The organism is Xenorhabdus griffiniae, assembly GCF_037265215.1.
In the GTDB taxonomy this organism is placed as follows: domain Bacteria; phylum Pseudomonadota; class Gammaproteobacteria; order Enterobacterales; family Enterobacteriaceae; genus Xenorhabdus; species Xenorhabdus griffiniae.
This window is the reverse complement of the sequence record NZ_CP147737.1, coordinates 2,234,208-2,245,665: the sequence shown is the minus strand read 5'-3', so window position 1 is coordinate 2,245,665 and position 11,458 is coordinate 2,234,208. Positions and strand designations below refer to the sequence as shown.

Sequence of the window (11,458 nt, the reverse complement as noted above, 5' to 3'; positions counted from 1 at the left end):
GAATCATTCCCCCTATTTCTGCACCCAATTACCATTGATACCAAGGACATATTCGCCTGAAGCTGCGCGGTTTACCAACTTCTCTCCTGCCATCCTGGCAACTTGCTCTGTCGTCATGTTATTTTGAGCCGCGATCTCTGCATATTTCTTTTGCCGCTCATTGTTAATTTTTTTCACTACTGTTTGGGCTTCTTGGCCATTTTTTACTGGTGCTAAATAGCCACTGAATGTTTCTCCCACCAGCCCTTGTTGTTTTGCTTCATTTAACGTCATGCCATTAGCAAAAGAACTGAATAACAGGCTTAACAGAAATATTATTCCTACTTTTTTCATGTGTTAGCCCTTAGAATAAGTTAGAGTTATTTTTAAGCATATCTTCAATTTGTCTGTCAACTTTAATATGAATTTCATGCTCAATTTTCACGTTCATATTGATGTTGATAGGCTTATCCGGTGTCGCCACTTCCAGCCTGAGACAGCCCATCAATGCCATACTGAACAAAGCTACGCTGATCCACATTACACTCATTCTTGCTGTTGGCAACTTGAATCCAATATTTGTTATCATTTATCACTCCCACCTATCACAGATATATTTTTCTGCAACCATTCTTCCAGATTGCTGCCAAAACGCAGACTACGCCATAATTGAAAAATATTCTCCTCATGATGATAGTTAAGCCTGACTTCACGTTTTCTATCCACCACGGGATTTACTCCACTAATCTCTGAATGCAATGTTAAGATCCCCAAGTTATCGAGCGTAACGTAAGCTTTTGACCGATCGATTTCTAAATAACGCAACCAATCCATTGCCATACCTGCCGATAAGTCATTTTTTCCTATAGAATCAACTGTGTCCTTATCCAACCTTAATGTCAGATAATCTTCATTGGATACCCATCCTCGTTGAATAATCCAACGTTTATCGTTTAATAATACGGGTAATTCACCATAAATCTTTCCTGACATCGCCATTTGTTTGACTTTCAATACGCCAAATAATTTGCTCAAATTCAGTTTGTTAAACCGCAATACCGCAGCTTCTTTTTGTGGGATCTGTAATTGGTCCATCGCCAATTTTCCATCCAGCATATCTACATTCACATTGGTCAACGTCAATGGCTGTTTGTCTGTTGCGGGATAGTATCCTAGCAGATCGGCTGTTACATTTTGCATATCAAACAGACCCTTAATTGCCTTGATCCGCAACTGGACGGGCGATCCCAACCCTAATTGCCACGTGTCCTCCTGTAAACGCCATGGCAAAACAAAATCCAGGTCATTAACTTCCCCATTTTTCAGCCACATACCCGCATTTTTGACCACCCAATGACCACCAGCCAGCAATCCTTGCCCCTTTGCTGCGGAAAAAGCAGCCTGAGCATAGAGAGTTCCACCAAGCACGGTAATCCCCAAATCTGGCGGAATTAAAGATTGAAAGGCTAATAAAGATTGCCTCGGCCAGCGGGCTTCTCCCCTTAATCGCTTTCCATCCCAACGACTATAAAAGGGAATGGGACCAATACCGTTAGAATATAGCTTACCATTCAACATAAAGTTATCAGGAGATTCTCCTGCAAGCGTGGCTTTGAAATCAAAAGCAGGCAAAAAACCACCAGAACGAAATTCTGTTTTCTGGGCAGATAATTGTAAATCTCCCGTTAAATTGGGACGATCTGCTGCTCGCTCCCAAATTAACGCATTTGTCAGTTTTAAGCGCGGTGCTTGCATCTTCACAAGACCATATTGGATAAGATCAAAACCGGTATTTAATGTATCTACTGTTATCTTTGATTGATTCCAACTTCCCCTGCCCGCGATATCCCATTTGGCTTGTAGCGGTGGTAAATGCCCATTTCCCCAATAACGCCAATTCCAACTTCCCTGATCGGGTATAAAATCCTTTGCAGAACCATCCAGATGTAGCTTAAATCTCCCCCAATAGCTGTCTTGTGCCGTCACAATAGCTTGAAGACGGCCGGTAAAGCCATCACGAGTCAAATAAATGCCTGCTAAAGGTAATCTGGCTTCCTTGACAGTCAATGTTTCACTGACTCTCCCCCATGCCCGAAACAGGGCACCTGGACGAAAAATAATTTTAGGATCAACCAACGGCCCTGTTATAACGGCAGGCAATGACATCGTCATAACCATCCTGCCGCTATTCATTTGCCCGGTAACCTGAAACGGAATATGAGCATTGGTTATATTGATTGGGGTTGGTTTCACGGAAAGAACAACATTGCCTTTACCCTGCTTATTTTGAGTAACCAGACTTATCCGCCCACTGGCAGACATGCCTGACAGACCTTTTTTCCATTGTTCAAGTGTAATATTTACTCGTCCAGACAACGCTTGATGACTCTCCAACCATTGCCATTTTCCATTAACAATCTGGAACTGCGATTCGTCGAATGACCAAGGTAATTCTGCCAATAGCTGCTGATTTTTTTCTTTAATAACGGTGAACAACCCGCGCTGTTCCTGCCAACTCAATGCCATTTGCAACGGTTCGGGATATTGGCTCAAAGATACGTGCGCTATGATTTGGCCATGTCTTGGTAGCGTTGCAGTATTTAAGGGCAATGCAATATCTCCATTCAGGGAAATCACCTGTTCAGGTAGCTTCATAAAAAAACTCTGCACAATGAGATCTTGTTTATCTGCAATATGTGCATTGAGTTTTAATTTTTCCCCTTGATAAGAGAACATTTGCCCTTGGGATGATGAACTCAATTGAAGTTTGCCAGCAAATTCGGGCCAAGGCATAAGAGCCAGCCGATCAACAGTAAGACTAAGCGAAGGTATTGCGGATAATATCTCTTGCACAGATAGCGGGGCTGATTGCTCTTCTGCTACAGGAAGTTGAGCCAGGCATTGGTTCTGGCTGTCAATATTGGTGGCATGAATATTCCAATGGCGATTCCCAGATAAGTATTCCACAGATAACCCGGAGATTTTGATCCATTCACACTCTTTTGCCTGTAATGACAGTTCATCTAACCACAATCCGCTGTTCTTCCATCGAGGTTGGCTTAAAGAAAACGTGACTCCTTGTGGCAACCAATAACTGGCAATCAATGGTAACCAGCGTGGAAGTGTATACCATCCCATCGACACCAATAACGCCAGCATTACCATTATCACTGCAAACACTTTGAGTATTTTTGCCATTAAATCCTTATCTCTTCTTGTCAACCTGAGAACAACTTCCTGTTATGATAATCTCATATCAGGCTCTAAGCCGATTTATTATACAAGCTATCCCTATGAATAGCTTATCCGGCGATTTATTCGAGTATAGCGAAAGATAACGCTTAGAACCTTCAGGAGACGTCATGATTGCAGGCAGTTTTTGCAGCAAAGTAAATTTTATGAATGGCTCGAATGATTCTATAGTTACTGTATAGTGGAGATGTTGTTATGAAACTGGTTGTTTACAGTACAAAGCAGTATGACCGTAAGCATTTTGAAATACTCAACCAAAAGCTTGGCTTTGATTATCATATCGAGTTTTTTGATTTTCCTTTAAGTCCACAAACTGCCAAAAATGCCGTTGGTGCAGATGCCGTCTGCATTTTCGTCAATGATGATGGTGGACGGGAAGTGCTGCAAGAACTGGCAGAGATGAATATCAAAATCCTGGCACTACGCTGTGCCGGATTCAACAATGTCGATCTGGATGCAGCAAAAGAATTAGGCATCCAGGTTGTTCGAGTTCCTGCTTATTCCCCTGAATCCGTTGCTGAACATACTGTTGGGTTGATGCTATGTCTTAATCGACGTATCCACCGCGCCTACCAGCGCACCCGCGATGCTAATTTTTCCCTGGAAGGATTAACTGGTTTTAATATGTATAAACGCACTGCGGGTATTATCGGAACAGGAAAAATCGGTATTGCTACTTTGCGGATTTTGAAAGGCTTTGGTATGCGTTTACTGGCATATGATCCCTACCCTAATCCTGAAGCCTTGAATATGGGGGTGGAATATGTAGATCTGGATACTTTATATGCTGAATCGGATGTGATCTCCCTGCATTGCCCCATGACACCGGAAAACCACCATTTATTGGATGAAACCGCATTCAACAAAATGAAAGATGGCGTGATGATCATTAATACCAGCCGAGGCGCCCTGATTGATTCCGTGGCTGCTATTAATGCACTGAAACAACAAAAAATTGGTGCGTTGGGCATGGATGTTTATGAAAACGAAAGAGATTTATTCTTTGAAGATAAATCAAATGACGTTATTCAAGACGATATCTTCCGCCGTTTATCTTCTTGCCATAATGTGCTGTTCACCGGCCACCAGGCATTCTTAACCGAAGAAGCCTTAACCAGTATTAGTGAAACAACTTTGCAAAATATTCAGCAATTAGTCTCTGGAAAGGTTTGTCCAAATCTTGTTGAATAATTTTCAATAATTACTCACAACCGTTCCTATGATTGTGATTACCCAGTATCAACTGGGTAATCGGGCATCAAATAATAAATAAAACCCCGCCAAAGCGAGGCGAGGTTTATAGTTAATTTCGTTTATGTTCTTATGACAAGATAATGCCAATTGTCAATGTTACGGTAATCCAAACCCCTACAAACGTTACATAGCTCACCAATCTGTTCTTCATTTTACTTTCCCTCATTATCAAACAAACATCCATAGCTGCACGGTAGTGGCCCTAACGATCTGACATAAAAAATATAAACAGCATTTAATATATATTTGGTATGCGGCATAAGTGCCATATTAATATTTATTACAAAGGGTATTAAATTAGCCAGGTTGTTATATACCAATCTAATTTCAAGATGCGTGTGATGTCTCCCCCGCTTTGCGGGGAGACATCAGGTTTCATCGCGTGTTGTAAAGTGAAACTTGACGTTTAATGCGTATATTAGTAAGACAATGCTCAGGTAATAAAACTAACCAGAATAAGAGAGTTAGATCATAAAAAACCACAACACGTGGTTTCTTAACGAATTATTCACCAAAACCGGATTCAGTATGTGGTTTTTCGGGATATAGCGACGCACTCCAATTACTGTAAGTGCAAACAAATATCGCAGGATCTTTGTTTGAAAATGGTGTAGCCATAGATTTGATTTTCTCCGCCAACTGCACGGATTCCATCGTCGAATGACCAATATAAGTGCCACCAGGCAGGCGATGCCATTTCCCATTAGGAAAGCGGATAGATTGGCTGAATTGATTCGCCGTCATTCTTTTATGTAATTTTTCATAACCCTCAATACCCGTGCCATAAAGCTCCACACGAATCAAATAACTTGCCATTTCTCTTTCCTTGTTTTTGATTTTTGACCAAACAAGTTATCAGTTTTTCTTTACTGTTTAAAGTCAGAAAAACGGGAGAAAAATCCGATATTAATGCCAATTCCGAATTCTCCCCGCATCGCGGGGAGGCATCAGGTTTCATAAAGTGTTTAAAGCGCAACTTGAAGTTTAATGCGTATCATTACATTGGTGTATTTAAAATATGCTCTTCCCAATCCACCACATCCACTTCACGCACAGCAATATGCCTGACAGAAATACGCTCCGCATGCATGGCCGATTTTGAACCACTGACCAATGGATGCCAAGGGAGGAGTCTTTGCCCCTCGCCAATCAGACGATAAGCACACGTCTTTGGCAGCCATTCAAAGGTGTTCATATTCTCACGGGTCAATTTGATGCAGTCAGGCTCGTATCTGAAACGATCTTCATAATTCTTGCACTGGCAGGTTTTAATATTCAGTTGATTGCAAGCAACATTGGTAAAATAAATTTCATCCGTATCCTCATCCATCAACTTATGCAGGCAGCACTGACCGCAGCCATCACATAGTGCTTCCCATTCTTGATCTGTCATTTGTTCTAAGGTTTTCACCTGCCAGAAAGGTTGAGACATAATTTCTGTCATTCCTCGTAGTTAAATCACCCTGGTTGTCAAAACGTGCTCATTAAGAGAAACATCTAACACATCACCAGATTGCAATGGCCCTACGCCTTCAGGCGTTCCCGTTAAGATAATATCGCCCGGACGTAAGGTAAAAAAACGCGACATGTAGCTAATCAACGGGATGATAGGCATTCGCATGTCACTCGTATTGCCGTTTTGACGTAATTCACCATTGACTGTCAAAGAAAGTTCGGCATTTTGTGGATCACCAAAGGCATTGACAGGAATAAAGCCTGATATCGGGCATGATCGATCAAATGCCTTACTTTTTTCCCACGGTTGCCCCGATTGTTTAAATTCACGCTGCAAATCACGTAATGTCAAATCCAGTGCAACTGCGAAACCTGCAATCGCCTGACTGACTCGCTCTTCATTGGCATTCTTAAGTGCTGAACCAATCAAAACAGCCAATTCTATTTCATGGTGCACAGCACCTAATTCTTGTGGGATGAAAACAGGCTGGCGCAGATCACACAGCGCTGTTTCAGGTTTGATGAATATCACTGGCTCTTCAGTGGATTGGGAGCCCATCTCTTTCATATGCTTGTCATAATTACTGCCGACACAAACAACCTTATTAGCAGGAAAATCTAACAATACTCCCTGCCAATCCCGATGCTGGTACATAACATGGTTCCTTTATTTTGTTTTCAGGATTTGATTTTCAGCGAGTGAGAAAATGAGTACGTTGCATAATACCGTCTGCCATCATACCAACACTGAGGGCAAAATAGTAAGAGCGATTCCAGTGCATAATAGTGCGGAAATTTTGAGTCACCCAAAATGCCCGTTGAGCCGAATCATCAGGTATGACTATCCAACCTTTCGTATTTGCAGGTAATTTAGCAAAATGCGGAGATGAAATTCCCAATGCCTGCCATTGAGCAATGGTTTTTCCCTGTTCGGGTTTAACGCCTTCTAAAGCGATATCAAAGCCTGTAGGTAACGAAATGGCATATCCCCAAGGTAAGCTCGGTTTCCATCCTTCCTTATGTAAGTAATTGGCAGTCGAAGCAAAAACATCTGCTTTATTACGCCAAATATCAATTTGACCATCACCATCGCCATCGGCACCATACGTTAAGTAAGAGGTTGGCATAAATTGGTTTTGTCCCATTGCGCCCGCCCAAGAACCTTTTAGCGCCTGATCTTTATCAATATATTGATTTTCAATTATTTCTAACGCTGCCAGTAACTGTCTGATAAAAAACACTTCTCGGCGTCCCTCAAAAGCCAGCGTAGATAAAGCCGAAATGACATCTTCTTTTCCCTGAAATTTGCCAAAACCACTTTCTAATCCCCACAAAGCAACAATATAAGCTTCGGGTACACCGTATTGATGGCTGATCCTTGCTAACAGGGGCTTATTATCCTCATATTCCCTGGCACCCTGCTCAATCTTCCAGGCTGGCAAGACACGCGTCAGATAATCATCCAGAGTCACTTTCTTTTCTGGCTGGTTACGATCGGCTTTAATAACGCGCGGGATAAAATGGATATTGGTAAATGCTCGATCTAATGTTTTTTCACTGATCCCTTGCTCTCTGGCTTGCTGTTTTAACAAGACCACATAGGCGGGGAACTGTGATGGTTCACGGGCACTCAATGGAAAATCTTGCTCCAATGCCCTGACTTCGGCGTGGGATCGTGAAGCCAACACGGATGGATGGTACAATTGTTTGCCACTTAATGTACTGCACCCTGCCAGCAAAGTTGCTGTCAATAAAGTCAGCCCAGTGATTAATTTCATAAATCGGCTCCTCCTCAATAATTCAGGCTCAGACAGTTACCCGCAATTTTTATTGTTTAGGCGGCTTATTTGGTGCCAGGTGCGTATTGAGCAAACTTTCCACTGGCGGTGGTACTTGCAGGTAAAAACCTTGCTCACTTAACGCGGTTTTTACTTTTTCAATATCAGCATTAGCCAGTTTTTTTCTTTCAGATAATGAAATCATCATTGAATATTGAGGTTCACCAAACGCTTTTAACAACTCGTCAGGAACGCGCGAAAAATCGCCTCTTTTTTCAATATACAGATATGTTTGGTCACGTTTTGGGCTTCTGTAGATTACACAAATCATTGTTATAAACTCTTTTAAATTAACGCTGTGACTTGCTTGAATAATTCACTAACTATAACATGCTTATTATATCTAAGAATATCGTCTCCCAGAGGCTTAGGAAAATGTTTGTGTAAACTACCTTGGGAAACTTAACCTTGCTGAGTCAGAATATCGATGTCACAATCGCCAATTGAGCTAAAAGGCAGTAATTTTACGCTTTCGGTCGTTCATTTATATGATGACCAGCCGGAAGTTATTCATAAAGCTATGCAGGAAAAAATGGAGCAAGCGCCCGAATTCCTGAAAAATGCGCCCGTTGTTATCAATATATCCGCTCTCCCTGTCGATGCAGATCTCTTCGCACTCCACCGAGCCATTGAGTCAGTAGGGTTGCGCATCGTTGGCATCAGCGGTTGCCAAAACGAAGAGCAACGAGAAGTTGTTCTAAAATCTGAGCTTCCTTTATTGAAAGAAGGTAAAAGTCAGAAAGTTCTTACTCAAGAAAATAAACCGGCTGAACCTATTTTCAAAAAAACTCGTATAATTAATACACCTGTTCGTTCAGGACAAAGAATTTATGCACCAAACAGTGATCTTATTGTGACAAATAATGTGAGCGCTGGTGCAGAATTAATCGCTGATGGAAATATTCATATATATGGTGTGCTGCGTGGACGAGTATTAGCAGGCGCATCTGGTGATCAAGAAAGCCAGATTTTCTGCACCCATTTAAACGCTGAACTCACCTCTATAGCAGGTCAATATTGGCTCAGCGAGAAAATTCCAGAAAATTTTGTTGGCAAGGCAGCAAAATTACGTCTGGTGAACAATGAATTAACTATTGAAACTTTAGTCTAGCCCTTATAACAAGGAATCGCTTCATGGCACGCATTATTGTTGTTACATCTGGTAAAGGTGGCGTTGGCAAAACCACTTCAAGCGCGGCCATTGCTACCGGCCTCGCCCAAAAAGGAAAAAAAACCGTCGTTATTGATTTTGATATCGGTTTACGAAACCTCGACCTCATTATGGGATGTGAACGCCGTGTGGTTTTTGACTTCGTGAACGTCATTCAAGGTGACGCCAGCCTGAATCAGGCCATTATCAAAGATAAACGCACAGACAATCTCTATATTCTGCCCGCTTCCCAGACTCGCGATAAAGAAGCACTCACCCGAGACGGCGTTGAAAAAATTCTGAATGAATTGGACCAACAGGGATTTGAGTTCATTATCTGTGATTCACCTGCTGGTATTGAAAGCGGCGCATTGATGGCGCTTTACTTTGCCGATGAAGCAATTATTACGACAAACCCGGAAGTCTCTTCTGTTCGTGACTCTGATCGTATTTTAGGTATCCTGGCATCCAAATCACGCCGAGCAGAACAAGGTGACGAGCCTATCAAAGAGCATCTTCTGCTGACACGCTATAATCCAGGGCGTGTGAACCGCGGCGATATGTTGAGTATGGAAGATGTACTGGAAATTCTGTGTATTCCTTTGCTTGGTGTTATCCCTGAAGATCAATCTGTTCTCCGTTCATCCAACCAAGGGGAACCGGTCATTTTGGACAAAGACTCTGACGCAGGTAAAGCATACGAAGATACTGTTTTACGTTTACTCGGTGAAGAGCGGCCTTTCCGTTTCATCGAAGAAGAAAAAAAAGGCTTTTTAAAACGCCTGTTTGGGGGGTAACGCATGGCTTTGTTAGATTTCTTCCTGTCGAGAAAAAAACCGACGGCCAATATCGCCAAGGAGCGGCTACAAATCATCGTAGCAGAGCGGCGCCGTGGTGACTCTGAGCCTGCCTATTTGCCCGACATGAAACGGGATATTCTGGCTGTAATTTGTAAGTATGTACAAATCGATCCAGATATGCTTTCTGTGCAGTTTGAGCAAAAAAATGATGATATTTCTGTACTAGAACTAAATGTAACATTACCCGAGGTTGAAGAATCACCAAAATAGCAGTATCAAACAACGCTATTTAATTTGAGGTGGTGATTTTTAAAACAATTTGTTATTTAAATAATAGTGTAAGAAGTAAAAGCAATTTTCCCTGCCTATATATCAGGCAGGGAATCAAATTTATATCCTGCTATGTGATTGTTTATATCTCGCAAATAAGACCATAATAGTGATTGAATTAATCCTATTCCTGCGAATAATTTGCCAATATTTCAGCAATAGATTCAGCCAGCAACTTGCCTCGCCAGCCTCTGATTAACTCAGGTTGATACTCCGGCGCTTTCAATTTCCAATGCCAACAAAGTAACTGATTAATTTGGCGGCGAGAAGCCAGCAGTTCAGCACTGAAATGATGAGATTCCCCCACCTGAGTGACCAACGATTTAATTTCTTTAAACGCCTTACGATAACCAGGATAATCAACTAAATTCACAATTTGAGCTGGACATTCTTCTTCTGGAATATCTCTGCTCTCCGCAACTATTGCCAATAATCGGCGACCATGGCAACGAATTTCTTGTCCACTCAATCCCAGCGCATTCAATTCTGCCAAAGAAGTTGGCATATAACGGGCAACCTGCCATAAATTTTCTTCGCGGATCACGAAATTGACTGCCAGATCGCGCTCACGAGCCTGATTTAAACGCCATGCAGCCAGTTTTTTCAAACAAGCCAATTGCCTTGGGCGCAATTGCCATGCGTTACCAATATCCTTATAAGCGTATTCCGGCATCAATACTTCTTTACGGCGTTGTGCTATCAAGTTACTTTCATCTCTTGCCGCATCCAAGTACCCCACTTGCCTTGTTTTTTCCATCAAGATATCGGCCAGCGGTAATAAATAGTAGACATCTGCCGCAGCATATTGACATTGCTTTTCGCTCAACGGCCGAGCCAACCAATCAGTGCGGGATTCACTTTTATCCAATTCAGTATGTAAATACTCAGCAACCAATGTCGCAAAGCCACATGACATAGGATGACCAATAAATGCAGCCAGTACCTGAGTATCAATCATGGGTTCTGGCAAGCACTGAAAACTATTACTAAAAACCTCTAAATCTTCACTGCCAGCATGGATAAACTTTAATACATTCGGATCAGTCAATAGCTCCCTAAAGGGCTGCCATTGCGAAATTTCGAGGGGATCAATCAGAGAAAGTTGTTCACCATCAAATAGTTGCATCAAACCTAATTGGGGATAATACGTCCGTGTACGTATAAATTCAGTATCCAGTGCAATTCTTGCATGTTTTTTTGCCTGTTCACAGGCTGACTGCAATTGGGCATCGGTAGTAATCAACTGATAATCACAATTAAACAATAAAATATCCTTTAAATACATTATGTTACACAACCATAAATACTAAAAAAATATAACAATGTACACAGTTATGTACACACAATAAAAATCTCTAGACGTCCTTCACTCAAATAGCTGTTTCTATAGTATTAGACAT

Annotated in this window: 13 protein-coding genes; 4 read left to right on the top strand and 9 right to left on the bottom strand. The window is 41.8% G+C overall.

What is annotated here, in order from left to right; genetic code table 11:
- Window positions 1–12: 12 nt before the first annotated feature.
- Genes WDV75_RS09735 through WDV75_RS09725 form a run of 3 tightly spaced genes read right to left on the bottom strand, consistent with a single transcriptional unit; the run spans window position 13 to window position 3,177 of the window.
- A complete protein-coding gene (locus WDV75_RS09735; RefSeq protein WP_273571202.1) occupies window positions 13–333 on the bottom strand; it encodes a YdbL family protein in 321 nt (106 codons plus the stop codon).
- A gap of 10 nt (window positions 334–343) precedes the next feature.
- Entirely contained in the window at window positions 344–529 is a 186-nt protein-coding gene (locus WDV75_RS09730) for a YnbE family lipoprotein (RefSeq protein ID WP_223281581.1), read from the bottom strand.
- A gap of 35 nt (window positions 530–564) precedes the next feature.
- Window positions 565–3,177: a YdbH family protein gene (locus WDV75_RS09725; protein WP_273571201.1), complete on the bottom strand. Its 2,613-nt coding sequence runs from the start codon at window positions 3,175–3,177 to the stop codon at window positions 565–567.
- Between the two features lie 249 nt (window positions 3,178–3,426).
- Here WDV75_RS09725 and WDV75_RS09720 point away from each other — a divergent pair, with 249 nt between their 5' ends.
- Window positions 3,427–4,422 (top strand): 2-hydroxyacid dehydrogenase, encoded by a 996-nt coding sequence (locus tag WDV75_RS09720; RefSeq protein ID WP_273571200.1) that lies wholly within the window; start codon window positions 3,427–3,429, stop codon window positions 4,420–4,422.
- A gap of 567 nt (window positions 4,423–4,989) precedes the next feature.
- Here WDV75_RS09720 and WDV75_RS09715 read toward each other — a convergent pair.
- From WDV75_RS09715 to WDV75_RS09695, 5 genes are all read right to left on the bottom strand, one after another.
- Window positions 4,990–5,301 carry a type V toxin-antitoxin system endoribonuclease antitoxin GhoS gene (locus tag WDV75_RS09715; RefSeq protein ID WP_189758429.1) on the bottom strand — a complete coding sequence of 104 codons (312 nt, stop codon included), beginning with the start codon at window positions 5,299–5,301 and terminating at the stop codon, window positions 4,990–4,992.
- A gap of 181 nt (window positions 5,302–5,482) precedes the next feature.
- Entirely contained in the window at window positions 5,483–5,920 is a 438-nt protein-coding gene (locus tag WDV75_RS09710; protein ID WP_273571205.1) for a YcgN family cysteine cluster protein, read from the bottom strand.
- Between the two features lie 18 nt (window positions 5,921–5,938).
- On the bottom strand, window positions 5,939–6,595 hold the full coding sequence (locus tag WDV75_RS09705) for a fumarylacetoacetate hydrolase family protein (RefSeq protein ID WP_273571198.1): 657 nt from the start codon (window positions 6,593–6,595) through the stop codon (window positions 5,939–5,941).
- Window positions 6,596–6,632: 37 nt separating this feature from the next.
- Window positions 6,633–7,718 (bottom strand): lytic murein transglycosylase, encoded by a 1,086-nt coding sequence (locus tag WDV75_RS09700; RefSeq protein WP_273571197.1) that lies wholly within the window; start codon window positions 7,716–7,718, stop codon window positions 6,633–6,635.
- 49 nt (window positions 7,719–7,767) lie between these two features.
- Window positions 7,768–8,049: a YcgL domain-containing protein gene (locus tag WDV75_RS09695; RefSeq protein WP_273571195.1), complete on the bottom strand. Its 282-nt coding sequence runs from the start codon at window positions 8,047–8,049 to the stop codon at window positions 7,768–7,770.
- A 156-nt stretch (window positions 8,050–8,205) separates the two neighbouring features.
- Between WDV75_RS09695 and minC the strand changes: the two genes are divergently transcribed.
- From minC to minE, 3 genes are read left to right on the top strand one after another with little or no spacing between them, the layout of a single operon-like run.
- Entirely contained in the window at window positions 8,206–8,889 is a 684-nt protein-coding gene (gene minC, locus WDV75_RS09690) for a septum site-determining protein MinC (protein ID WP_273571193.1), read from the top strand.
- Window positions 8,890–8,912: 23 nt separating this feature from the next.
- Window positions 8,913–9,725 carry a septum site-determining protein MinD gene (minD, locus tag WDV75_RS09685; protein ID WP_273571191.1) on the top strand — a complete coding sequence of 271 codons (813 nt, stop codon included), beginning with the start codon at window positions 8,913–8,915 and terminating at the stop codon, window positions 9,723–9,725.
- Window positions 9,726–9,728: 3 nt separating this feature from the next.
- Window positions 9,729–9,998, top strand: coding sequence for a cell division topological specificity factor MinE (minE, locus tag WDV75_RS09680; protein ID WP_047770052.1), 270 nt, complete (start codon window positions 9,729–9,731; stop codon window positions 9,996–9,998).
- Between the two features lie 184 nt (window positions 9,999–10,182).
- Here the strand turns inward: minE and rnd are convergent, their stop codons facing one another.
- The gene (rnd, locus tag WDV75_RS09675) at window positions 10,183–11,343 is read right to left on the bottom strand and encodes a ribonuclease D (RefSeq protein ID WP_273571188.1); all 1,161 of its coding nucleotides are present in this window, start codon (window positions 11,341–11,343) and stop codon (window positions 10,183–10,185) included.
- Between the last annotated feature and the right edge of the window lie 115 nt (window positions 11,344–11,458).

Bases quoted from the DNA above. Each gene is read 5' to 3' on its own strand.
- minC (WP_273571193.1), top strand. From the start codon at position 8,206: ATGTCACAATCGCCAATTGAGCTAAAAGGCAGTAATTTTACGCTTTCG.
- minE (WP_047770052.1), top strand. From the start codon at position 9,729: ATGGCTTTGTTAGATTTCTTCCTGTCGAGAAAAAAACCGACGGCCAAT.
- WDV75_RS09705 (WP_273571198.1), bottom strand. From the start codon at position 6,595: ATGTACCAGCATCGGGATTGGCAGGGAGTATTGTTAGATTTTCCTGCT.
- WDV75_RS09695 (WP_273571195.1), bottom strand. From the start codon at position 8,049: ATGATTTGTGTAATCTACAGAAGCCCAAAACGTGACCAAACATATCTG.
- WDV75_RS09725 (WP_273571201.1), bottom strand. From the start codon at position 3,177: ATGGCAAAAATACTCAAAGTGTTTGCAGTGATAATGGTAATGCTGGCG.
- WDV75_RS09720 (WP_273571200.1), top strand. From the start codon at position 3,427: ATGAAACTGGTTGTTTACAGTACAAAGCAGTATGACCGTAAGCATTTT.
- WDV75_RS09735 (WP_273571202.1), bottom strand. From the start codon at position 333: ATGAAAAAAGTAGGAATAATATTTCTGTTAAGCCTGTTATTCAGTTCT.
- WDV75_RS09715 (WP_189758429.1), bottom strand. From the start codon at position 5,301: ATGGCAAGTTATTTGATTCGTGTGGAGCTTTATGGCACGGGTATTGAG.
- WDV75_RS09730 (WP_223281581.1), bottom strand. From the start codon at position 529: ATGAGTGTAATGTGGATCAGCGTAGCTTTGTTCAGTATGGCATTGATG.
- WDV75_RS09700 (WP_273571197.1), bottom strand. From the start codon at position 7,718: ATGAAATTAATCACTGGGCTGACTTTATTGACAGCAACTTTGCTGGCA.
- minD (WP_273571191.1), top strand. From the start codon at position 8,913: ATGGCACGCATTATTGTTGTTACATCTGGTAAAGGTGGCGTTGGCAAA.
- rnd (WP_273571188.1), bottom strand. From the start codon at position 11,343: ATGTATTTAAAGGATATTTTATTGTTTAATTGTGATTATCAGTTGATT.